The 22,667-nt window shown below is 58.4% G+C and carries 17 protein-coding genes; 11 read left to right on the top strand and 6 right to left on the bottom strand.

Translation table 11 applies throughout. From position 1 onward, the window contains the following. The first annotated feature begins 45 nt into the window (after positions 1-45). Complete coding sequence (locus DN611_RS15005) at positions 46-1,194, top strand: DUF917 domain-containing protein (RefSeq protein ID WP_025544120.1); 1,149 nt, start codon at positions 46-48, stop codon at positions 1,192-1,194. A gap of 60 nt (positions 1,195-1,254) precedes the next feature. Here DN611_RS15005 and DN611_RS15000 read toward each other — a convergent pair whose 3' ends face one another. Then, entirely contained in the window at positions 1,255-2,910 is a 1,656-nt protein-coding gene (locus DN611_RS15000; protein WP_119311758.1) for a PucR family transcriptional regulator, read from the bottom strand. Positions 2,911-3,065: 155 nt separating this feature from the next. Between DN611_RS15000 and DN611_RS14995 the strand changes: the two genes are divergently transcribed. The 4 genes from DN611_RS14995 (at position 3,066) to gdhA (ending at position 7,676) form a co-directional block, all read left to right on the top strand. After that, positions 3,066-4,160: a M20/M25/M40 family metallo-hydrolase gene (locus DN611_RS14995; protein WP_119311757.1), complete on the top strand. Its 1,095-nt coding sequence runs from the start codon at positions 3,066-3,068 to the stop codon at positions 4,158-4,160. Between the two features lie 10 nt (positions 4,161-4,170). After that, complete coding sequence (locus DN611_RS16590; protein ID WP_136891238.1) at positions 4,171-5,010, top strand: hypothetical protein; 840 nt, start codon at positions 4,171-4,173, stop codon at positions 5,008-5,010. 43 nt (positions 5,011-5,053) lie between these two features. Continuing rightward, entirely contained in the window at positions 5,054-6,208 is a 1,155-nt protein-coding gene (locus tag DN611_RS14990) for a pyridoxal phosphate-dependent aminotransferase (protein WP_160117454.1), read from the top strand. Between the two features lie 118 nt (positions 6,209-6,326). Next, positions 6,327-7,676 (top strand): NADP-specific glutamate dehydrogenase, encoded by a 1,350-nt coding sequence (gene gdhA, locus DN611_RS14985; protein ID WP_119311755.1) that lies wholly within the window; start codon positions 6,327-6,329, stop codon positions 7,674-7,676. An 861-nt stretch (positions 7,677-8,537) separates the two neighbouring features. On the opposite strand, the gene DN611_RS14980 is transcribed toward gdhA, so the two are convergent. Next, entirely contained in the window at positions 8,538-9,416 is an 879-nt protein-coding gene (locus tag DN611_RS14980) for a PfkB family carbohydrate kinase (protein WP_021749957.1), read from the bottom strand. Next, positions 9,413-10,141: a PHP domain-containing protein gene (locus DN611_RS14975; protein WP_119311754.1), complete on the bottom strand. Its 729-nt coding sequence runs from the start codon at positions 10,139-10,141 to the stop codon at positions 9,413-9,415. The genes DN611_RS14980 and DN611_RS14975 overlap by 4 nt, the downstream gene beginning before the upstream one ends. Before the next feature lie 404 nt (positions 10,142-10,545). Between DN611_RS14975 and DN611_RS14970 the strand changes: the two genes are divergently transcribed. The 6 genes from DN611_RS14970 (at position 10,546) to DN611_RS14945 (ending at position 17,314) form a co-directional block, all read left to right on the top strand. Continuing rightward, the gene (locus DN611_RS14970) at positions 10,546-11,280 is read left to right on the top strand and encodes an HAD family hydrolase (protein ID WP_025545005.1); all 735 of its coding nucleotides are present in this window, start codon (positions 10,546-10,548) and stop codon (positions 11,278-11,280) included. 240 nt (positions 11,281-11,520) lie between these two features. Next, the gene (locus tag DN611_RS14965) at positions 11,521-13,359 is read left to right on the top strand and encodes an ABC transporter permease (protein WP_021749953.1); all 1,839 of its coding nucleotides are present in this window, start codon (positions 11,521-11,523) and stop codon (positions 13,357-13,359) included. Between the two features lie 32 nt (positions 13,360-13,391). Then, positions 13,392-14,513, top strand: a complete 1,122-nt coding sequence (locus DN611_RS14960; protein ID WP_119311753.1) for an ABC transporter ATP-binding protein — start codon at positions 13,392-13,394, stop codon at positions 14,511-14,513. A gap of 104 nt (positions 14,514-14,617) precedes the next feature. Then, a complete protein-coding gene (locus DN611_RS14955; protein ID WP_119311752.1) occupies positions 14,618-15,808 on the top strand; it encodes an ABC transporter substrate-binding protein in 1,191 nt (396 codons plus the stop codon). 97 nt (positions 15,809-15,905) lie between these two features. Then, positions 15,906-16,538, top strand: coding sequence for a hypothetical protein (locus tag DN611_RS14950; protein ID WP_025545008.1), 633 nt, complete (start codon positions 15,906-15,908; stop codon positions 16,536-16,538). Continuing rightward, the gene (locus DN611_RS14945) at positions 16,538-17,314 is read left to right on the top strand and encodes an HAD family hydrolase (RefSeq protein ID WP_021749949.1); all 777 of its coding nucleotides are present in this window, start codon (positions 16,538-16,540) and stop codon (positions 17,312-17,314) included. The genes DN611_RS14950 and DN611_RS14945 overlap by 1 nt, the downstream gene beginning before the upstream one ends. Before the next feature lie 106 nt (positions 17,315-17,420). On the opposite strand, the gene DN611_RS14940 is transcribed toward DN611_RS14945, so the two are convergent. From DN611_RS14940 to DN611_RS14930, 3 genes are all read right to left on the bottom strand, one after another. After that, positions 17,421-19,154 carry an ABC transporter ATP-binding protein gene (locus tag DN611_RS14940; RefSeq protein WP_119311751.1) on the bottom strand — a complete coding sequence of 578 codons (1,734 nt, stop codon included), beginning with the start codon at positions 19,152-19,154 and terminating at the stop codon, positions 17,421-17,423. After that, positions 19,151-20,860, bottom strand: coding sequence for an ABC transporter ATP-binding protein (locus DN611_RS14935; protein WP_119311750.1), 1,710 nt, complete (start codon positions 20,858-20,860; stop codon positions 19,151-19,153). The genes DN611_RS14940 and DN611_RS14935 overlap by 4 nt, the downstream gene beginning before the upstream one ends. Before the next feature lie 117 nt (positions 20,861-20,977). Beyond that, on the bottom strand, positions 20,978-22,546 hold the full coding sequence (locus DN611_RS14930; protein WP_119311749.1) for a sulfatase-like hydrolase/transferase: 1,569 nt from the start codon (positions 22,544-22,546) through the stop codon (positions 20,978-20,980). Positions 22,547-22,667: the final 121 nt, after the last annotated feature.

Genomic DNA, 22,667 nt, shown 5'->3' with positions numbered 1-22,667 from the left:
CTACGCAACAGTTATATGATAAGTTAGAAAGTGAGGAGCGCTTTTATGGTTGCGTTTGAGTTAAAGACAAAGCAGGATATTCAGGATTTTGCCACTGGCTGCTGCTTCTTCGGCTGCGGTGGCGGCGGTGACCCTGAGGCCGGCATCGTAGCCCTGACAGAGGTGTTGGAGAAGGGGAAGCCCCTCCAGGTAACCAGCTTTGACGATCTGAAGGATGATGACACCTATGCGTCTGTTTTTCTGATGGGCTCTATCGCCCCCAAAACAGATGAGATCATTGCCAAGCAAAAGCGCAACGGCGTGCCCGTTGATCCGCCCTATTCTCCCCAGGAGATGCTTTCCAAGTCCCTGGATGTCCTGGAGGAATACACCGGGAAGAAGATCAGCGCATTGTTTGCCATTGAGCTGGGCGGCGGAAACAGCTGCATGCCCATGTCCGTTGGATTCGACAAGGGCCTGACGTATATCGACGCGGACGCCGCGGGGCGTGCCTATCCGCAGATGACCCAGGCGCTGCCGCTTGTTATGGATAAGCCCTGTCTGCCGGTGGCCATCGTCAACGGCTATGGCGACACCAATATCTTGACGCGCTGTGTGAACAGCCAGATGATCGAGCGCAACGGCAAGATGCTGGCTGACTCCGGCTTCGGTATGGTAGCCCACGCGTGCTACATCATGTCCGGTAAGGAAGTCAAGGACGCGCTGGTCCCCGGCACGCTCAGCCAGTGCTTCAAGATTGGCAAGACCATTCGGGAGGCCAACGAGGTAGGGAAGGACCCCGTGGCCGCGGCAGCGGAAGCCGCCGGCGGTTATGTTCTGGCAAAAACGAAGATGGTCAAAAAAGAGGGAAAGACCATCGACGGCCTGTACTATGGCACGCTGGAGCTGGAAGGTGTGGACGAGTTTGCTGGCAATACCTATAAGCTGTGGTTCGAGAATGAGTATCATGTGATGTGGAAGAACGGCAAGCCATGGATTACCAGCCCTGATATCGTTCAATGCGTGGATACAAAGACCTGCCATCCGTTGACCAACACGGTAATTGAAGTTGGCGACTTTGTCAGCATCGTAGGCGTGCCCGCCCGGGAGCAATACAATTCAGGAAAGCCATTCTCCGTTATGAACCCCCGCTACTATGATTTTGAGTTTGACCATGTTCCGATGGCGGAAGTCCTGCGCCAAGAAAACGCCTGAGTATCTGCCGTGAAGAAGATTCCCGGTTGTCGAATGAGTTGCATCGACAACCGGGAATCTTTAAATATCGCCGGAATCAGAGGAACCCTTCCGCACGTATAAGCCCTCTAAAATAAACGCGAATTCAAACTGGCGGCGCAATGGCAACTGAAAAGGATCCTCCTTATACAGAGATACAATTTTTTGCTTGCGCTGAAGAACGGTGTTTTTATGAAAAAACAACTGTTCGGCAACCAGATTGTAATTCATGTCGCAGCGCAAAAGTGCGCGGAAGGTCTCTTCCAAGGCACCGTTTCGGGTTTGATCATATTGCCGGACAGGGGCTAAAAGACGGTCAATCAACTGCGGGACCAGTCCAGGGTCGGCCTGATAAGTCTGAAGCAGCATCATATAGGCGGGAAACTCCTCGCTGTCCACACAGGTAGAGGGCGCAAAACCAGAGGTTGCAATTTGCAGCGCCAGTCTTGCGGTTTCGTAGCTGGTTTGGATATCCCGCACACTTTTACAGCGATATCCAATTCCGGCGGAAACCTCAATATTTTTGCGCTTAAGGACCCGCTGGAGAGAACGGGCTACCTGCAAAATCGTTTGCTTGGGCGTCTGAATATGGAGGATTACGACCTTATCACTCAGTACACAGCAGATACTCCTGTCCCCTAAAGCGCTGAGTTCGCTTTGCACCAACTCATAAAAGTCACGTTTTAAAGAAGCGATTTTCTCCTCGCTGTATTGTTTGATCAACTGCTTGAAATTGCAGATATCCAGCACAATACATCCCTCTACCTGGGAGATGTCGCAGTGAATCGCTGTGCTGCGGCGAAAGATATCCTCTTCAGATAGATGGATGGTCAACAGATCCCGTATAAAATCTGTGCGCAGTTTTTCTTGCTGCTGGCTGATGCTGATCTGGCTTAGACTGGAAATGCTCAAGGCATTGCAGATCTGGGCAATCGCAATTTTATCCAAATCAGAAAACCTGCACCCTACAATTACCAAAGTGCCAAAATAGAATGCCTTATTATAGATTGGGCGCAGATAGAGCTGCTCATCTATCCCCGGGCAGGAAATGGTCTGGCTGGAATGGTGGAGCAAAAACTCTGAGAAATGATTTTTGATATACCGTTCAACCATCTGGATTCGCGCTCTGGAAAAGCCGGAGATGTAGATGGGCTCGGCATTTTGATCAAAGTACATCACGCGCTTTTCCAGCATATGTTCCAGAGACATGACCAGCGAGGAGTTGTTCCTGCTCTCCATCAGCAGTTCCGTCACATATTCATAGATGTCAATGGCGTCTCGCAGCTTTTGATTATCAAGCCCCAAAAGCGCATCGGATACAGCACGGATAATCTCTTTGTAGCCTACCAGAGAAAACATCACAATCAAAGGAAAATCCAGTTCGTTGCACACATCAATGAGCTCCTGAGAGACGTCCTTTAAAACTGTTCCCACATAACAGAGGACAAGCCCGGCAGCTCCGCTCTTGTTCAGGCGTCGGATGGCTTCCACCTGCCGCTCAGGATGGTCGACCAGGGCATACATTGAGGAAATTTCCAAAGAGGCACCTCGAACCAGCTCTGAGGAAAACCATTCTGTGATATCCACCTCCATCACGCTGACGTGCTCAACTTTACGGGTAACACCGTTTTCCCCTGCGATTACCTTGCCGGTGGCAAAGGGCTTCAGCTTTAATACATCGGCGACGGTAAGAGCCATTTCACATCCCCTCCTGAGCTGTTATACATCTGCGGGTGTTCGGGTGACTACTAGCAGAAAGGTTTCGTGGACAATTTAACATATTATAGCATGTTACGATCAGTTTGCCAATGACAAAGAGACGCATTTTGCGGAATGAATGAGAGGATGTTAGTATGAACAAAGAACGTTTGCTGCAACGCTTTCTCCAATATGTTACCTGTGCCAGCGAGACCTATCAAGAGCGAGAATTTTGCATCATGATGGAGGAAGAATTGACTTCTCTTGGACTCCATTGGGAACGACAGGAGATTGGGGAAATGTTCGGCTCCAACGGGTGGAATCTCCATGCGATTCTACCAGGTACAGGCGCTCCTCTGCTTCTTTGCGCCCATATGGACACTGTGGCCCCGGGCTATGGGATTTCTCCTATTTTGAGAGATGGGGTCATATACAGCGATGGAACCACAATTCTAGGCAGTGATGATAAAGCCGGTATTGCTGCAGCTATGGAGGCTGTCCAGACGATTGTTGAGAAAGGCTTGCCGCATCGGCCGATCGAATTTCTGCTGACTATCTGTGAGGAAAACGGCATTCTCGGCTCCAAATACGCTGACTACAGCAAAATTATCAGCAAAGAGGCCATTGTTTTAGACAATGAGGATGTGGGGCACTTGGTGAACCAGGCGGCTGCATATATGAAGATTCACTTTTCTATCCAAGGAAAGAGCGCACATGCGGGCGTTTCTCCTGAAAAAGGCATCCATGCTCTGAAAGCTGTGGCAGAGTGTATTTCCGGCATCGAATGCGGCCGTGTGTCGGAAATTAGCGTTGTCAACGTGGCCAATTTGCTCTGCCCCGGGCAAACCAACATCGTCCCAGAGAAAGCGGATTTTGATGTGGAGGTTCGCTCCTACGAGGAGGAGGAGCTCCAGTCGATTGTACAGAATATTTGCGGCCACGTGGAAAAGGTTTGTCAGGCCTGGGGCGCAAAATTCTGCAAAACCGAGAACCGGGTCTCTAATGCGTTTTGTATTCCGGTTACCGCACCCATTATTGAAAAGACCTGTGAGGCCATGCGCAGTATTGGCATCACACCGGTCATTGAACAGACGCTCGGCGGCAGCGACATCACATGGCTGGTTGAAAATGGTCTGGCTGCTATCAATATCGGGGTAGGTATGCAGGAAGTTCACGGGTGCAAGGAACATATCCTGTTTGAAGACATGATTTCGACAACAGAAGTTTTGCTGAGGGTTTTGACAACATGAGGTAAAAAATTTGAAACGTGTTCAGATTTTTTTGAGTGTGAATGCCGCAAAGTGGCTGATTGCCGAGGCAATTTCCAGGCGGCCGGAAGTTCAGACCGCACTGGAAAATGGAACATTAATTTTGAAGGGCGGAACCACAACCTCCTGTCTCAGCGCCATTCTGACGGGATCGCACCTGAGGCTGTGCGGCCGGGTAACATGCCGCGGGGCTGTGGCCAATTTGAAAGAGAGCTCCAATCCACATACGGTACTTCTCAGCCGGCAGGGCATACGGTCCCTGGATGGCTTGGAGAGAGATGCCTTTTTGAAGTTTGGACCGGAATGTGTATTGGTTACTGGAGCGAATTTAATTGATTGCAGCGGCGGAGCGGCTCTTCTTGCGGGGAGTCCCGGGGGCGGTAGCTATGGCGCGGCGCTTAGTGCCATTGAGACCGAAGGAATCCGGGTCCTCATAGCAGCAGGGACAGAAAAACTAACGTCCGGAAATATCTCATCAGCAGTAGCGTTGTCTCAAAGAAAACATGTCTCAGCCTCCCATGGGATGGCCTGCGGACTGCTTCCATTAGCTGGAGAAGTGATTACGGAGTTGGATGCCATCTCTATGCTGGCGCCTGTGAAATCAGTCCTGATTGGAAAAGGCGGCATTCAAGGAGCGGAAGGCGGTTCTCTCATTCAAGTATGGGGGGCGGACAGAGATGTAGACGCCATTTGGACGCTGGCGGGACAGTGCTCTACCCGCCCGCTGGGTGGATGTGAGGAGAGCCTTCTGGAATGTCGTCCTGGTGCGTCGGGCTGTCGGGAGCATCTCTCCTGTGTATACCGAGGACAACATGCGCATGGATATGCCTAGACCGAATAATGGAACTCGAAAGGACAGAAAGGAAAATATAGATATGTCAATAGTTTCGAAGAAAAGCAAGCAGATTCCTGGCTCTCTAATTCGAGAAATGTTCGCTATGCAAGCAGGAATGAAGGATGTCATCAGCTTCGCGTTGGGGGAACCGGACTTTACGGCCCCGCAGCATGTCGTTGATGCGACGGTAGCCTCCTTTCGGCGCGGGGAAACCCACTATACGCCCAATACCGGCATTCCTGCTTTGCGGAAGGCCGTGGCTGCGACTTATCAGGCGCGGGGGCTGGATTATCAGCCGAGTGAGATCCTGATTGGGGCCGGCGCAATCAGTCTGCTGAATCTTGCCTGCACCGCCATGTTGGATATCGGAGATGAGGTGTTGCTGCCAGACCCCGGGTGGGCCAATTACAAAGGCCTGATGATGCAGGTAGGTGCCGTCCCCATTCCTGTGAAAGTCAAGGAAGAAAACGGATTCATGTACGAGATTGACGACCTGCGGAATGCGATTACGCCAAAGACCAAAGTTATCTTGATCAATTCGCCTTCCAATCCAACCGGCGGTGTAGCCAGCGCGGAAAACCTGCGCCAAATTTCGGATCTGGCAAAAGAGCGAAACCTGTATGTTCTTACAGACGAGATTTATCGCGAACTGATTTGGGATGGGGAGCCTTATACCAGTATTGCCAGTTTTCCGGGGATGAAAGAGCGTACAGTAGTGGTAGACGGCTTTTCTAAGAAATATGCTATGACAGGCTTTCGTTTAGCTTGGAGCGCTGCGCCTTTAGAAGTCACGACTGTTATGACAAAGCTTCTGGAAAACGTACTTTCTTCTGTGAATGAAGGCGTTCAGTGGGGCGGGGTGGCGGCGCTTACAGGAAACCAGGACTGCGTGGAAGAAATGAAGTGCCAGTATCGCCGTCGCCGGGAGCTGATTGTCAAGGGACTCAATAATATTGAAAAGATTAGCTGTCTGTGGCCAAAGGGCGCATTCTATGCATTTGCCAATATTTCCGGGACTGGACTGAAATCCCAGGAGTTTGCGATGCGGCTGCTGCAGGAGCAACATGTGGTTGTCGTGCCCGGCACAGGCTTTGGCCAAGGCGGCGAGGGATTTATCCGCCTGTCTTACGCCACCAGCGAGAAAAGCATCCAGGAGGGGTTGCGGCGAATGGAGGCTTTTGTAAAGGGCCTTTGAGCCCACAGAAGCTTGGGGAAATATACGCCTTACATTTTCGAAAGGAAGGATTGTCCGTTTTCCTAATTCGCAAGGTTGAGAACTGTTCTTGATAAAATAAAGGAGGATTAAAACAGCCATGAACACATATCTCACCAGCGTGATCGAGAACGTGAAGAAGAAGCACGGCAACGAGCCGGAATTCGTGCAGACGGTGGAGGAGGTGTTCTCCTCTCTGGAGCCGGTGATCGAGAAGCACCCGGAGTATGAGAAGGTGGACCTGCTGAACCGGATGGTGGAGCCGGAGCGGATGTTCACCTTCCGGGTCTCCTGGGAGGACGATCAGGGTCAGTGGCACACGAACATCGGCTACCGGTGCCAGTTCAACGGCGCGCTGGGGCCCTACAAGGGCGGCCTGCGGTTCCAGGCCAACGTATATCCCGGCATCATCAAATTCCTGGGCTTTGAGCAGATCTTCAAGAACTCTCTGACGGGTCTGCCCATCGGCGGCGGCAAGGGCGGCGCGGACTTCGACCCGGCGGGGAAGTCGGACGCGGAGATCATGCGGTTCTGCCAGGCGTACATGCAGGCGCTGTACCGGTACATCGGGCCGGACGTGGACGTGCCTGCCGGGGACATGGGCGTGGGCGGCCGGGAGATCGGGTATCTCTTCGGCGAGTACCGGCGGCTGAAGGGGGCCTGGGAGAACGGTGTGCTGACGGGCAAGGGGTTCTCTTACGGCGGCAGCCTGATCCGGCCGGAGGCCACGGGCTACGGCGCGGTATACTATCTCCAGAACGTGCTGGAGCACGAGGGGGAGCGGATCGCGGGCAAGACCATCGCCTGCGCGGGCTTCGGCAACGTGACCTGGGGCATCTGCAGGAAGGCAACGCAGCTGGGGGCCAAGGTGGTGACATTGTCCGGCCCGGACGGATATATCTATGATCCGGACGGCGTAGCCACGGAGGAGAAGATTGCGTATCTGGTGGAGATGCGCTCCAGCGGCCGCAACCGGGTACAGGACTACGCGGAGAAGTTCGGCGTGGAGTTCTTCCCCGGTGAGAAGCCTTGGGGGGTGAAGGCGGATGTGGTGATGCCCTCGGCCATGCAGAACGACGTGCACATGGAGCAGGCGAAGCAGATCGCGGCCAACGGCGTGAAGTACTACATTGAGGTGGCGAACATGCCCACCACCAACGACGCGCTGCGGTTCTTGATGGAGCAGCCCGGGATGATCGTGGCGCCCAGCAAGGCGGTGAACGCAGGCGGCGTGGCCACCAGCGCACTGGAGATGGCGCAGAACAGCGAGCGGCTGGTGTGGACGGCGGAAGAGGTGGACGCGCAGCTGCACCGGATCATGAACACCATCTACCAGATGAGCGTGGAGGCTGCGGAGGAGTACGGCCTGGGCTACAACCTGGTGGCGGGCGCCAACATCGCCGGCTTCAAGCGGGTGGCTGAGGCCATGATGGAGCAGGGCGTCTTTTGAGGCGAGGCCTCTCACGGATCCTCAGCCGCATAGCCTGAATACAAACCACCCAGAACAGGCAGATGCGGCCGCTCCCCTCTCGCGAGGTTTGAGAACTGCAGTTTCACGCAATGTCTGCCAAAAGCCAAAGGGCGCCGGGGTGCCACCCGACGCCCTTTGATTTTGCGCCCTTTAATATGCGGCTCCATAAATGCGCGGCTGCATATTGATTTCCCCGACCCATGAAAGTCTTGTTTCTGTCTGCTACAGCATCATTTTAGCTTTAAAATTTTGCTCCCCTGGCCAGTTGCCTGCTGGCCAGGGGAGTTCTTTTTTCGCATACCTCAGAGATCGAATCCTGTCGTGATCCCTGTCAAGCGGAGGCGTCCTTTTTCACATAGTAGAGCTCCGTAATCTCCGAGGCGGATTGTCTAAGGAGGACGGCCACCTGCCGGGGGGAAAGGGAGCCGAGCGTCCCATCCGGTTGTTTGATGCTGTTAACCAGATTGGCGGCGAAGCAGAGTATGGAGCCCCCGCTGCTTCAGCTCAGCCGCCTTCAGGATGCGGTAGTACCGTTCGGGTATAGCCTTCGTGCTCGTCAGCGATGATCGACGCGTCTTCTACGAAGTACCACTCCGCTCTCAGATCCAGGATGGCGTCCACCGAGGCCTCGTTGAGAGGCACATCCCGCATTCTGGTAGATGCGTGTCCTGTTTCCCCAGGTGCGGAGAGCCTCGGCTTTGAACTTCATGGTATCATCTGGGGTGAAGATAGTCACATTTGCAGAAGTTGGTTGCTCCTTCTTCGGAGCAGAGCTGAAAAGACGGCTGCCGGGTTGGCAGCCGTCTTGGTGATTTCGGGAGATGGATACGGAAATGGCGCTCAGTAGAATTCCTTCAGATAGGCATCTACATCCGCCCGGGTGCCGGTGAAGGGGCCGGGGGTCTCCATCTTCAGGGACACTAAGGCGGTGGCGAAGCGGAGGGCGGTGGGGATGTCAGCAGTCAGCCGCTCATTGATGTAGCCGGCAAAGGTGGTGTCGCCCCGCCCGGTCCGGCCGGAGAGGTTTCTGGCCCGGATGGGGCATGTGTAGATCTCCCGACCATCGTAGACCAGCACCTCCGTGTTATGGGTGATGAGAATCTCCTTGGCGCCCCACTGGTAAAGCTGTCTGGCGGCCTCAGCCCGGTCGGTGAGACCTGTCAGAATCTCCGCCTCCGCCGCGTCGGTCTTGAGAAATCGGACATACGGCAGCAGCTCCTTTTTCTCTGCCCAGTCGTGATAGACCATGCCGCCGTTCTCCACCCAGCGCAGCATGGTTTGCACGTCGATGGCCACCATGGCGTGCCGGGCGGCAAAGGGGATCATCTCGTTGGGAATGTCGCCCGCTGCCAGGCCCGCCAGATGCCAGATCGCCGCATCGATATCCGGCACCTCCTCGGTGCGGTATGGTTCGATGACGCTGTCCACGGTGGAGGTGCGCCGCTCCCGGTCCGGGGTGTGGTAGACGTTTTTTGTGACAAAGGAGGTCCTGCTGTGCAGGGGATAGACGGTCACATTTGGGGCTGGGGCGAAGGCGGCGGCCAGGTCCACCTGGGCCGTGTCCGCCTTGGGGAGCACCGCGGTCTTGTGGCCGGTGTTGGCGGCGGCGAAGCCGGAGTAGTACACGGCGCCGCCCACGGCATGGACGGTGGTGCCGTCATAGTCCACATTGGTGTCCTGTGCCACCTCGCCGATGATCAGAGAGTCAAACTGGCTCATTTCTGTTTCTCCTTCCGCATTTCCTCATCCGTGTCCACAAAGGACTGGAACTCCGGGCTCCAGAGGTGGAAACGGTGCTGCCCAATCAAGGTCTTGTAGGCAAAGGAGTCGGCGGGCCTCTCTGGCAGGATCACGCCGGCCCGGGCCTCGTCCCCACTCTGATGGGTGTCGGATCCCGCCAGGCGGTAGTATTCTGGATGGCGGCGGGCCAGCTCTAGAGCCCGGTCATTGTAGTTGTCGTGCCGGGGATTGCCGTTGATGATCTCCGTACCGTGAATCGCGTCCTCAAACACCGTAGTGTTGCCGTCCCGATAGGGGTGGGCGTGGATAATAAGCACCTGGTCATGGAATTTCTGGAAGAACTCCCGGGCGCTCATGCAGCAAACGTAGGGGTTGGATCGCAGCCACGCCTCATCAATGCCGTACACCAGGTAGTCGTTGTCATTTTCGGGAAATCGCAGTTCCGCGCCGAGCAGCACTTGGAAGCCCACCTCGTCGCCCCGCTGTTTGGAGGCGCGGTAGCCGGAGAGATAGTGGTCTATGACCTTATTCCAATCGTGGTCTGTGTCAATCCGGGAGAGGTACTCCGGGTGGAGATGGTCCGTCACAACCAGTCCGGAGAAGCCATGGCGCACATAGCGGTCCACCACCTCCGCCGCCGGCAGGTGGCCGCACTTGCTGGTTTCCGCCGTGTGAGTGTGGGGGTCAAACAGGTATCCGTCCATAAAATGCCTTCTTTCCATGATTCAGACTGTCACGCTCAAACTGCGGGAGGGGGGCAGCGCCTTGGAACAGGGCAGACAAAAGCCGGTTTTTCCACCAAAAAGTCCTCGAAAATGCAAACGTTTTCGATTCTGCGACGCAACTCCGCCCGCAAGAAAGAGAAGTACACTTCTGCATTGAAATATATAGAGTTTTGTCAGAAAAGTCAATATAAAACTGCGATTTCTGGACTTTTGGTCAAAATGGCAAAAACAGGGGAGTGTCTTTGGCGGTTCCTCCCCTTGACAGAGAAAAGTAATCTACCATAGAATAAAGACAGAAAATCGAAAACGTTTGCATTCGGTGCATAAGACGAGTGGGCAGCGGATCCAGAGAGCATCTGCCTGTCTGCGGATAAGGAGGAAGGATGAACGAAAAAAGGTACAGGGCCGTCCTGTTCGACTTGGGCGGCACCCTTCGGATTGCGCTGGAGGATGAGCCCTATATGCGCCATGCCCGCAGGAAGATGACGGAGCTGGCGGGGGCACCGCTGCAGGTGGAGGACTTCTATCAGTTGGTAGAAGACCGCTACGAGTCCTATCGCCGCTGGGCCCTGGGAGAGAACAAGGAGGCTGGCGACCGGGAGCTCTGGTGCCGGTGGCTGCTGCCGGACTATGACCAGAAGCGCATTGCCCAGGTCTGCCATGAGCTGTCCTTTGAGTACCGCCAGTCCAAAGGCCGGCGTGTGGTGGTGGACGGCGGGGCAGAAGTGATCCGAACCTTGCACGAGCGGGGATACAAGCTGGGCATTGTGTCCAACCTGATTGGCGAGCACGAGGTGCCCGACTGGCTGGAGGAGGATCGGCTGGCCCCGTATTTTGGCAGTGTGGTGCTCTCCTCCGTGTGCCATCTGCGCAAGCCTGGCGCGGAGATTTACCACATTGCAGCCCGGGAACTGGGGGTGGATCTGGCAGACTGCGTCTCCGTGGCGGACAACATCAAGCGAGATATTCCAGGGGCCAAGGCTGCGGGAATCGGCTGCAACATCATCTTCCGGTCTCCGGAGAAGAAGCATCCTGTGGAGTTCACGGAGGAGACGCGGCCGGATGCAGTGATCGATACGTTCCCGGAATTGCTGGAGTTGCTGCCGCCGCTGAAGTGAACGCATCATTTTTTTCAAATCCCGGAAAACGTTTGTGTGAGCCGTTCGGATTTGAATTTTGCAAGACAACGAAATAACCAAAATTAGAATAATTTTATTGGATACTTTATTAAATATGCGGTATAGTTCTTGACAAAAGTATGAACGAATGTTAAATTTGAAATCGCATAGAAACGAAAACGTTTGCGATATTTAACACAAACAACAAGAGGAACTGAGGAGAGAGGGTGCAAGAGGAAGATGAAACCGCAAGAGCAAACGTATTCAAAAAGCCGGCGGCTGAAGAATCAGATCAAGGCAGTGGTGACAAATCCCTACAACATCATCGTACTGATCGCCGTCGTTCTGCTGGTCTATCTGATCGTCCTGCCGCTGCTGGACATGATCGCCACCACCTTTGAGCTGGCCCAGCGGGACATCCGGGCTGTGGGCGGCGGCAAGGCCGGCGACTTTACCCTGTACTACTGGCAGCGGCTGCTGGCCAGTGAGCTGTCCTGGACCATGCTGATCAAGCCGTTGATCAACTCCCTGGTCATCGGCGTCTGCGTGTCCGTGTGCGCCATCCTGCTGGGTTCCATTCTGGCCTGGCTGATGGTCCGGTCGGATCTGCCCTTCAAGAAGTTTTTCTCCCTGGCGGTGATTATCCCCTACATGATCCCCTCCTGGTGCAAATCCCAGGCGTGGCTGTCCATGTTCAAGACAGCGAGGTTGGGCGGCGCGCCCGGCTTCATGGCCTCCCTGGGGCTGGATGTGCCGGAGTGGCTGGCCTATGGCCCTGTCGCCATCATCATCGTGCTGACCCTTCATTATTACGCCTATACATACCTGCTGGTATCCTCAGCACTGAACTCCATCAACTCCGAGCTGGAGGAGATGGGTGAGATCCAGGGCGCGGGCAAGGCCATGATCCTGCGGAAGATCACTCTGCCTTTGGTGCTGCCGGCCATCCTGTCGGCCGTGATCCTGACTTTCTCCAAGGCCATCGGCACCTTCGGAACCATCAACTATCTGGGCTCTCCGGTGCAGTACTACACCCTGTCCAGCCAGCTGTACATGAATATCAACTCCCGGGATACGCAGACCGGATTTGCCATGGCGATCCTGATGATTATTATTGCCTCCATCGCCGTGTTCGTCAACCAGAAGCTGATCGGCTCCCGCAAGTCCTACGCCACCATCGGCGGCAAGGGCGGCCGATCCACCCTGATCGGCCTTGGGAAGGTAGGCAGGCCGGTTATCACTGCGGCGCTGTTCGTGTTCTTCGCAGTGGGCATCATCATGCCAATCGTCATCTTGGTCATGGAGAGCTTCATGCTCAAGGAAGGTATCTACTCCCTGGACAACTTTACCCTCCACTACTGGATTGGCGAATCCAATCCCCAGATTATGGAGGGGCTGCCGGGCATCTTCAAGAATGACGAGTTCATCAACTCCCTGTTCAACTCCCTGCGCCTGACTCTCGTGAACGGCGTGTTCGGCACCATCTTCGGCCAGCTGCTTGGCTACATCACCGCCAAGGGCCGCGGCAGGCTCCACGGCAAGCTGGTGGAACAGCTGGTGTTCATCCCCTATCTGATCCCGTCCGTGGCGTTCGGCGGCATCTATCTGTCCATGTTCTCCCAGCCCCAGCAGATCTTCGGCGTGACCCTGGTGCCCGCCCTGTACGGCACCTTCGCTCTGCTGACGCTGGTGTCCGTGGTGAAGCATCTGCCCTTCGCGGCGCGGGCCGGCACCTCCAACATGCTGCAGATCAGCGGTGAGCTGGAAGAGGCGGCCACCATCGAGGGCGCCGGATTCTTCCGCCGGTTCGTGAAGATTGTGTTCCCCCTGTCCAAAGGCGGCTTCATCTCCGGCTTCATGCTGATCTTCGTTTCCATCATGAAGGAGCTGGATCTGATCATCCTGATCATGACCCCCACCACCTCCACGCTGCCGTACCTGGCGTTCCGGTACCAGAACGGCAACTCGCCGCAGGCATCTGACTGCGTGGCGATTGTGATGTTCTCTATTGTGTTCCTGGTGTATGCGATAGCGAATCTCTCCGGCAAGGCGGACCTGGCCAAGAGCATGGCCGGCTGACGCGGACAGAGAACTGAGAGGAGACGACGAACATGAGCAAGATTGAATTAAAACATATCGATAAATTCTATGGCAAGAACCACGTTCTGAAAGATCTGAACCTGACCATCGAGGACGGCGACTTCATGACGCTGCTGGGCCCCTCCGGCTGCGGCAAGACCACAACGCTGCGGGTGGTGTCCGGCCTGGAAAAGCCCCAGAACGGCTTCATCTACATGGACGGCAAGGAGATCGTCAACGCGGCGGAGGCGTACTACGCGCCCCCGTCCCAGCGGAACCTGAACCTGGTGTTCCAGTCCTACGCGCTGTGGCCCCACATGACTGTCTTTGAGAACGTGTCCTTCGGCCTGAAGATCAAAAAGATCCCCTCCGCGGAGATCGAAAAAATGGTTGCCAGCGCCCTGGAACGGATGCAGATCGGCCAGTACGCCAAGCGGTATCCCACCGAGCTCTCCGGCGGCCAGCAGCAGCGTGTGGCCATCGCCCGCGCCATCGTGTCAGAGCCCCGGCTGCTCCTGCTTGACGAGCCCCTGTCCAACCTGGACGCCAAGCTCCGCGTGGATATGCGGTCCGAGCTGAAGCGCCTGCACCACGACACCGGCAGCACCATCATCTACGTCACCCACGACCAGGTGGAGGCGCTGACCATGTCCACCAAGATCGCCCTGTTCCGTGAGGGCGAGCTGGTCCAGGTGGATAAGCCTCTGGAGCTGTACGACAACCCCTGCGATCTCTATACGGCGGACTTCATCGGCAACCCCAGCATCAACTTCGTGGAGGCCTCGGGCACCGCCGGCGCGTCCGGGCTGTCGGTTGACGGTGTCATGGGCCGCCTGGAGTTCTCCCGGGAGGACATGACGCCTGAAGCGCCCGCCTCCGGCGACCTGAAGCTGGTTCTGGGCATCCGCCCGGAGCAGATCACCATTTCCCGTGAGAAGACCGACGCCGCGCAGGTGGAGGCCCGTGTATACGCCGGAATGCCCGCCGGTTCCGAGACCCTGGTCTCCGTCCGGGTCGGTGAGAAGCTGATTACTGTAAAGGAGCTGGGCTCCACCCATTACGCCGGCGATGAGACGGTCTATCTCTCCTACCCGCCCAAGAAGGTCAATGTGTTCGACGCCTCTACCAAACGCCTGATCAAGTACTCCCGCTAATGCGCGTTTCCATCATCCGAGCGATCCCGGAGTATCCTGCGGCGTCAGCCGTTGCGATAAAAGAGAGCGATTTGAGGAAGAATGATTAAAGGAGGAAAAGAACCATGTTGAAGCACAAGAAACTATTGAGCGCCCTGTTGGCTGCTGTCATGCTGTTTACTGTGACCGGCTGCGGCGGCACGGATGATGAGGCGGAGGATGCCGGCGCCACCTCCTGGGAGGAAACCGCCAACATCACCGCCACGGACGAGACGGATGAGGAGCTCTATGAGCAGGCCATCGCCGAGGGCGGCGAGGTCACTCTGTACTCCATCTCCTCCCGCTGCACCAAGGTGGCGGAGGCCTTCATGGACAAGTACCCCGAAATCACCTGCACGCCCTTTGATATCTCTACCAACGACCTGCTGGACAAGGTCACCCGTGAGCACGAGGCCGGCCAGTATGTGGCGGATGTGGTCCATATCAAGGACGAGGACGGCTCCCTGTACAATGAGTATGTGCAAAACAAGATTTTTTACATATATCAGCCTGCCGACATCCTCGCCCATATTGATCCCAGCCTGACAGAGACGCAAACCCCTCTGTACATTGAGCTGACCCAGCTGTTCTACAATGCTGAGGCTTATCCTGACGGTTCCCCTGTCACCAACATCTGGCAGGTGACCGAGCCCCAATGGAAGGGCAAGATCCTGATGCAGGATCCCCTGAATAATGTGGGCTGGGGCTCCTGGATTACCGGCTTCTGCGTGGGTGATACCCCGGATCAGCTGGCTGCCGCCTATGAGGAACTGTATGGCGAGGAGCTGGTGCTCTCTGAGGGCTGCGCCAACGCCGGCTACGAGTTCCTGAAGCGCCTGCGTGAGAATGAGCCGATCTTCACCTCCGCTTCTGACGAGGTTGCCGAGGCTGTCGGCACCCCCGGCCAGTCCGATCCCCCCATTGGTTTCTGCGCCTCCTCCAAGCTGCGCAAGAACGAGGATAACGGCTGGGTCCTGGCTCCCGTGAACCTGTATCCCACCACCGGCATACCCGCCATCAACACCCTGTACGTGGTGGAAGGCTGTGAGCATCCCGCTGCCGCCAAACTGCTGATCCGCTTCATGATGGGCGGCATTGATGGCGATACCAGCGGCTACGAGCCCTTCAACACCCTGGGCGGCTGGCCTGTCCGGGACGACATTGAACCCGCTGAGGGCTCTGTCCCCTATGAGGAGATGAACGTTTCCCCGTTCGATCCCAATTCCATCTACACGGAGTTCATGACCGTCCGTGACTTCTGGCAGATGCTCGGATAACAGCACTTCGGCGATCCTGGCTGCTTCACACGGCCGGCGGACGGGAATCCGTCCGCCGGCTCTCCATTCCGGCCCTCTCAGATAAGGAGATATGCGCATGAATCTATTCATTGACAAGAATCACCGGCGGAAGAGCCCCATTGCCATTGCAGGCTTTTTCGCCACCCTGCTGGACCTCTGCATCTACGGGGTTCTGTATACCCTGCTGGCAGAGCCGCTGTACCGGCAGCTTACGCTGCCCAGCACTGCAGCCACCAACGCCGTGCACACGCTGATCATCGCATTGGCGGGGACGGCAATCGGCAGCCTGCTGTTCCTTCTGCGGGACAAGCGGGTGGCGCTGTTCGGGTTTGTGGGGCTGGCGGTGGTTCTGGTGATGTTCTACTTCGCAGCCTGGATGCTGGATACAGACCAGCGGGCAACCATGGTGCAGCTGATTACCCTGTATGGTGTGGCACCGGCCCTGATCGGAAACGCGGTGGCTTGGCCGGTCTATCTCAAGCTGAGAAAGACCCATCCTCTGCCTGTGCAGAAGACTCTGCAGGAGGAGATGCGGGAGGCGGCCGGGACCAAGGCTGATGCCGCCCCCAAAGCGCATCCTGCTGCCCCGGCTGCTGAAGAGCGGCCCCGGCGGTCTCCCCAGGAGGATGCCATGCTGTTGTTTGAGGACGGAGAGGATGCCGGCTGCCACCGCCGGCGGAATACACACGGAAAGGATGAGGATTCCTGATGCTGACAACCGTTTTATTTGATATGGGCGGAACTCTGGAGGATATTTGGTACAACGAGGACACCCAGCGGGCGACCTGCCGCAGGCTGCTGGAGGTCCTGCGGGCCAACGGCCTGGAGCCCGGCTGCCCGGACGATGTGTTCTGGAAGCGGATCACGGACGGCGTAAAGGCCTATAAGCAGTGGAGCGAGGGGAATATGCTGGAGAAAAAGCCGGAGGAGATTTGGCCGGACTGGTATCTTCGGGACTTTGCCTTTGACCGGGAAAAGCTGCTGCCCATCACCGAGGAGCTGGCCAACCTGTGGGAGGTCACCTTCTACCACCGGGAGCTCCGCGACGGCGCGGCAGAGATGCTGCAGGCCCTGAAGAGCCGGGGCTACCACCTGGGCGTTATCTCCAACAACGCCTCGCTGTACAATGTGTTCCGCGTGCTGGAGGACTACGGCATCCGCGGCTTTATGGAGGATGTAACGGTCTCCAGCGTCACCGGTTATCGCAAACCCCATCCGGAGATCTTCCGGATCGCCCTGCGGCAAATGCAGGCAAAGCCGGAAATGTGCGTCTATGTGGGCGACACGGTCTCCAGGGACATCATCGGCCCCAAGCAGGTGGGCTTTGCCAAGGCCGTGCAGATCCGCTCCTTCCTGTCGGAGCAGAAGGATGTGCACGTGGCCGCGGATGCGGCACAGCCGGACAAGGTTATCGGAACACTGATGGACCTGGTGACTTGGCTGGACCAGATCAATCCAGAGCTGGCCCCCGCCCCCGGCGCATAACCACTCATTTAATTTGCTCACTTTACTTTTTCTCTTTCTTGCGGAGAGGCGCCCCGGCTGAATGGCCGGGGCGCCTCTCCGTGTTGTCATGAAATCCGGGGGGCTGTCAGGAGAACTGGGCATCGTATAGGACCCGATAGATGCCGCCGGCATCCAGCAGCTGCTGGTGAGTGCCCTGCTCGGCGATCCGGCCGTCCTGCAGTACCAGGATGCGGTCCGCCGTGCGCACTGTGGCCAGACGGTGGGCGATGAGGAAACAGGTGCGCCCCCTCCGCAGCCGCTCCAGGGCGGCGCTGATCTGCTCCTCGGTCTCCGGGTCCACGTCCGAGGTGGCCTCGTCCAAGATCACGATGTCCGCATTGGAGAGGAAGCAGCGGGCAAGGGCCAGCAGCTGCCGCTGGCCCTTGGAGAGGCCGGCGCCGCTGTCAGTGAGTGCGGTATCATATCCATCCGGCAGGGAGGAGAGAAAGGAATGGATACAGGCTGCCTTGGCGGCGGCCTCGATCTGGGCGCGGGTGGCGCCCGGCACGCCGTAGGCGATGTTTTCCGCGATGGTGCCGCCGCACAGCCAGCCGTCCTGCAAGACGATGGCCAAGCGGCGCCGGAGGCCGTCCCGGGTGTACTGCTGGATGGGCAGCCCGTCAATGGTGATGGAGCCCTTCTGGGGCGTATAGAACCGCAGCAGGAGGGAGACCAGGGTGGTCTTGCCGGCCCCGGTGGGCCCCACCACAGCCACCATGCTGCCGGCGGGGATGTCCGCGCTGAAGTCCCGCAGCACCGGGTGGGCGGGGTCATAGCCGAAGTCCACATGGCGGAAGGAGATGGCGCCGGAGAGCTTGCATGGCTCCCGGGCGCCCGGCAAGTCGCCATCCTCTGCCGGCTGGTCCAGCAGATCCAGAACCCGCTCCGCCGCGGCCACGGAGGCCTGCAGGTCGCTGAGGAGCTCCGCCGTCTCCCGGATAGGACCGGAGAATTTGCGGGAGTACAGCACAAAGGAGGACAGCGCCCCCAGGGACAGTCCGCCGCCTAAGTACAGCAGGGCACCAAAGACACTGACCGCCGCCAGGGAGAGGTTGTTGATGAAGTTGACGGAGGGCCCCAGGGCCGTGCTGGCGCAGTCGGCCTTGTAGTACGTCTCGGAGGCGGCGTCGTTTTTCTCGGCGAACTGCCGAAGATCTGCCGCCTCGACGCCGTAGACCCGAATGGCCCGCTGGCAGCTGACCCGCTCCTCCGCAAAGCTATTCAAGGCCCCCAGCTCCTGGGAGCGGCGGCGGAACAGGGGGTGGATATGCTTCATCTGGAGCCGCGTCAGCAGGACGGAGAGCGGCACGGTCAGGAAAAACACGCCGGAGAGCAGGGGGGAGAGCATCAGCAGCATCACAAAGGAGCCAATGACCGTCAGCAGGCTGGTGCCGATCTGGAGCAGATCAGTGGACAGGGCGGCGTTGACCGTGTCCACATCATAGCAGACCCGGCTGATCAGATCCCCCGCCGGGTGGGTGTCAAAATACCGGACCGGTAGCTGAGTGATTTGCTGAAAAGCTGCCTTCCGCAATGTGTAGGATACGGTCTGCCCCACCCGCACCAGGGCGGCGGAGGCGCCGTAGCTGCAAACAGCGGACAGGACAGCGGCTCCGAGACCTGCGGCACAGTACCGCAGCACCGCGGTCAGGTCCGCAGCCCCCGGCCCAGTCCCGATGGCCTCCACCGCCCAGCCCGCCACGAGAGGCACCAGCAGCGCCAGCAGACCGGACAGAGCGGCCAGCGCCGCAGCCCCTGCTAGGGACGACGCCTGGGGCCGCAGGAACCGGCCCATCCGGCGAAACAGATGTCGTTTCATTCGACATCACCTCCCATCTGGAGCTTGGCCATGCGCTGATAGCGCCGGCAGGAGGCCATCAGCGCGTCGTGGCAGCCCTGGGCATCGATGCGGCCGTTTTCCAGGACCAGAATGCAGTCCGCTTCACGCACGGCGGACACCCGCTCGGAGATTATCACCAGGGTAGTGCCGGGGAAATCCCGCCGCAGCGCCTGCCGCAGCGCGGCGGCTGTGGAGTAGTCCAGGGCGCTGTCGGCATTGTCCAGTATCAGGATCTCCGGCCGGTCCGCCAGGGCCCGGGCGATCAGCAGCCGCTGGCGCTGGCCGCCGGAGAGGTTGGCGCCGCCCAGGTCCAGCGGGGTGTCCAGACCCTGAGGCAGCTGGGAGATAAAGGGCCACGCCTGGGCCGTCCGGGCGGCGGCTTCCACCGCTGGCCGTGGGAGATTTCGCAGGAAGGAGATATTTTCATAGACGGTGCCGCGGATCAGGTCGTCGCTTTGAAAGACCACGCCGAAGCGGCTCTGGAGTGCCCGGCGATCCTGGGCCTTTACATCCATGCCGCCCACCCAGACCACGCCCCGGTCTGCGTCATACAGCCGCAGCAGCAGGGCGGTCAGTGTGCTCTTGCCGCTGCCGGTGGGCCCCAGGATTCCCAGCATCCCGCCTTGGCGCAAGAGGAAGGACGCCGCCTCCACATCCGGCTTGGCACCCTGATAGGAGAATGTGACGCGGTCCATGCCCAGAAAACCGCCGCCAGCAGGCAGGGGCGCTGTTTGCCGCTGCTGCTCCGGGGCCAGCAGGACCTCCTGGATCCGGCGGGCGGATGCGGCGCCCTTACTGACCTTCACGAACACCTTGGCAAGCCCCAGTGTGGCGCTTTGGATCAGAGTGAAGTAGGTCATAAAGGCGACGATCTGCCCGGGGGGCATCAGTCCCGCGTTGACCCGCAGGGCCCCCACCAGGACTACCAGGATGAGCCCGGCGTTCAGCAGCAGATCGGTTATGGGGTTTGCCAGCGCCATGACCTGCCCAGCCTGCGCCTCTGCCTGCCGCTGGGCCTGGTTGGCTGTGTCAAAGCGATCCCGCTCCCTGACCTGACAGGCGAGGGCCTTTACCACCCGCACCCCGGCGGCGTTCTCCCGGAGGATGCGTACCACCGTGTCCACAGCCGCCTGAGCTCTGGTGTAGTGGGGGATCCCCCGCCGGGTCACCAGCGTAATGGTGAGAAAGGTGAGAAGGCTCACCGCCAGCTGCACCAGCGCCAGAGAGGGCTCCAGCAGAAAGGTCAGTATCAATCCGCCCAACACCAGCATGGGGGCCCGGATGCCGCCCCGCTGGACCTTGTCAAACATCTGGTGGACATTGTAGGTGTCATTGGTGAGGCGGGACACCAGGGAGGAGGGTGAGAATTGATCTGCCTGGGTGCAGGAGAGTCCCTGGATCCGGCGGTAGAGATCCTGGCGCAGTACCCGGGTCATCTCCATGGAGACCCAGGCGGCCATCCGGTTGGCGGTAATGTTGCAGCCCACCGCCCCAAGAGCCAGCAGCGACATCCAGCCGCCGGTCCGCCAGATGGCGGCAGTGTCGCCGGCGGGCACCAGCTCGTCGATGATTTCTGCCAGCAGGAGGGGGAGGATCAGCTCCAGGACCGCTGCGGTGAATTTGATGGCGGCACCGGCGGCGACCCGCCCGGCATGGGGGCGCAGATAGCCCAACACGGTTTTCATAGCGCACCTCTTTTCCAATGTGCAGACAATCTCGCAGCACGCCCTTGGCGGCTGTATCACAAATACAGGGCCCGCGCGGAATGAGGAGCGCATCCCGCGCGGGCCGAGCGTCGGCGCTCATGAATACCAGGCGCCCAGGCCGTCTGTCAGGGCATCGTATGCCCGCTTTACCTTGTCGTAATTCTTGTCCCGGTCCAGGACCACGCCCCGGCCAACGCCGTCCACGATCCGCCCCAGCCCGATCTGGTCCAGGCGGCTGTCCAGCTCCGCCAGCAGCGCGGGGGCGGAGCCGGGTTCGGTGGAGCGGCCGTCGAAGATGATGTGGAAGTAGACCTCCTCCAGGCCCTGCTTCTTGGCCATCTCACAGATGGCCAGGGGATAGTCGATGCACCCGTGGGAGGACTTATGGGTGAGGTAGGCCAGCAGATGCAGGGAGGCATGGTTCCGTCTGGCATGCTCGATGGCCTCCAGAAAGACCGGATTGCGGGCGAAGGAGCCGTCCTGCACCGCCGCGTCCAGCCGCACGTCGTCCTGCATGACGCACCGGCCAGCCCCCAGATTGGAGTGTCCGGCCTCGGAGTTGCCGGCCTTGCCGGCCCCCAGGCCCACAAATTCACGGGAGGCCTGCAGGCGGCACCAGGAGCGATTTTCCAAAAGGGCGTCCCAGTAGGGGGTGTGGGCCAGGTGGATGGCGTCGCCCTCATCGCCGGCGCCCAGGCCCCAGCCGTCGCAGATGATGAGGAGCATCCTCCGCCCCCGGCTCCAGGCGTGTCCCTCCGCCAGGGAGCGGCCGGTCATCTCCAGGGGCTGAGGAAGGCCCATGACGTCTAATATTGTGGGAGCCACGTCGCAGAGGGCACCGTCCCGCAGGGAGATGGGGTCCTCCTGACGGGAGTCTATCAGAATAAAGGGCACCAGATTGGTGGTGTGGGAGCCGTCCGGCTTCCCGGCAACGGTGTACAGCTTTTCGATATTGCCGTGGTCCGCAGTGATGGCCACCACGTAGTCCTGGGCCAGGGCAGCATCCACCACCTGCTCCAGGGCCCGGCTGACGTAACCGCAGGCATCCAGCTTGGCGGCGGTGTTCTGGGTGTGGCCGATGACATCACCGTTGGCGAAGTTGGTGACGATGAAGTCGTATTTCCCCAGGGCGCCCGCCACAGTCCGGGCCACCTCCGGCAGGGAGAGCTCCGGCTTCTGGTCAAAGTCGATGCCTTTGGGAGAGGGGACGCACACATCCTCTTCACCGGGGAAGGAGGTGTTTTCCCCGCCGTTGAAGAAAAAGGTCACATGGGCGAACTTCTCGGACTCCGCGCAGTGGAACTGGGTTTTTCCGGCCTCGGAGAGGACCTGGGCCAAAGGTTTTACCACGTGTTCCGGCGCAAAGGCGATGGGCAGATGCTTGAACTTGTCGTGATACAGTGTCAGGATAGCGAAGTACAGATCCTTCAGCTTCCGGCGCTCCACGGCCCGGAAGTCGTCCGCCGTGAACAGTTCCGTCAGCTCGATCTCCCGCTCACCCCGGCGGCAGCAGAACACCACCGCGTCGTGATCCCGGATGCGGCCGACGGGAACGCCGCGCTCAGTCAGCACCATGGGCTCCAGATGATAGTCGTCCTGCCCTGCGGCATAGGCATGCCGGACGGCCTCTGCCAGCTGGGCACCGCCGTGATTGGATACAGACATCAAAAGACCTCCCCTATGTTTCAGGCCGCCATTCACAGTGGGCAGGAGAGCTTCTGTAAACGGACAGCTGAAGAATGTAAACGTTTGCGGTTTTCTTGATTTTATTTTAGGATATCCGTCT

Origin of the sequence: Oscillibacter sp. PEA192 (assembly GCF_003574015.1) — a bacterium.
Taxonomy (GTDB): Bacteria; Bacillota; Clostridia; order Oscillospirales; family Oscillospiraceae; genus Oscillibacter; species Oscillibacter welbionis.
This window is presented reverse-complemented; position numbering and strand designations above follow the sequence as displayed.

Excerpts from the sequence above, each read along its gene's own strand:
- DN611_RS14930 (WP_119311749.1), bottom strand. The coding sequence starts at position 22,546 with ATGTCTGTATCCAATCACGGCGGTGCCCAGCTGGCAGAGGCCGTCCGG.
- DN611_RS14935 (WP_119311750.1), bottom strand. The coding sequence starts at position 20,860 with ATGAAAACCGTGTTGGGCTATCTGCGCCCCCATGCCGGGCGGGTCGCC.
- DN611_RS15000 (WP_119311758.1), bottom strand. The coding sequence starts at position 2,910 with ATGGCTCTTACCGTCGCCGATGTATTAAAGCTGAAGCCCTTTGCCACC.
- gdhA (WP_119311755.1), top strand. The coding sequence starts at position 6,327 with ATGAACACATATCTCACCAGCGTGATCGAGAACGTGAAGAAGAAGCAC.
- DN611_RS14990 (WP_160117454.1), top strand. The coding sequence starts at position 5,054 with ATGTCAATAGTTTCGAAGAAAAGCAAGCAGATTCCTGGCTCTCTAATT.
- DN611_RS14950 (WP_025545008.1), top strand. The coding sequence starts at position 15,906 with ATGAATCTATTCATTGACAAGAATCACCGGCGGAAGAGCCCCATTGCC.
- DN611_RS14965 (WP_021749953.1), top strand. The coding sequence starts at position 11,521 with ATGAAACCGCAAGAGCAAACGTATTCAAAAAGCCGGCGGCTGAAGAAT.
- DN611_RS14975 (WP_119311754.1), bottom strand. The coding sequence starts at position 10,141 with ATGGACGGATACCTGTTTGACCCCCACACTCACACGGCGGAAACCAGC.
- DN611_RS14955 (WP_119311752.1), top strand. The coding sequence starts at position 14,618 with ATGTTGAAGCACAAGAAACTATTGAGCGCCCTGTTGGCTGCTGTCATG.
- DN611_RS14940 (WP_119311751.1), bottom strand. The coding sequence starts at position 19,154 with ATGAAACGACATCTGTTTCGCCGGATGGGCCGGTTCCTGCGGCCCCAG.
- DN611_RS14995 (WP_119311757.1), top strand. The coding sequence starts at position 3,066 with ATGAACAAAGAACGTTTGCTGCAACGCTTTCTCCAATATGTTACCTGT.
- DN611_RS14970 (WP_025545005.1), top strand. The coding sequence starts at position 10,546 with ATGAACGAAAAAAGGTACAGGGCCGTCCTGTTCGACTTGGGCGGCACC.
- DN611_RS15005 (WP_025544120.1), top strand. The coding sequence starts at position 46 with ATGGTTGCGTTTGAGTTAAAGACAAAGCAGGATATTCAGGATTTTGCC.
- DN611_RS14980 (WP_021749957.1), bottom strand. The coding sequence starts at position 9,416 with ATGAGCCAGTTTGACTCTCTGATCATCGGCGAGGTGGCACAGGACACC.
- DN611_RS14945 (WP_021749949.1), top strand. The coding sequence starts at position 16,538 with ATGCTGACAACCGTTTTATTTGATATGGGCGGAACTCTGGAGGATATT.
- DN611_RS14960 (WP_119311753.1), top strand. The coding sequence starts at position 13,392 with ATGAGCAAGATTGAATTAAAACATATCGATAAATTCTATGGCAAGAAC.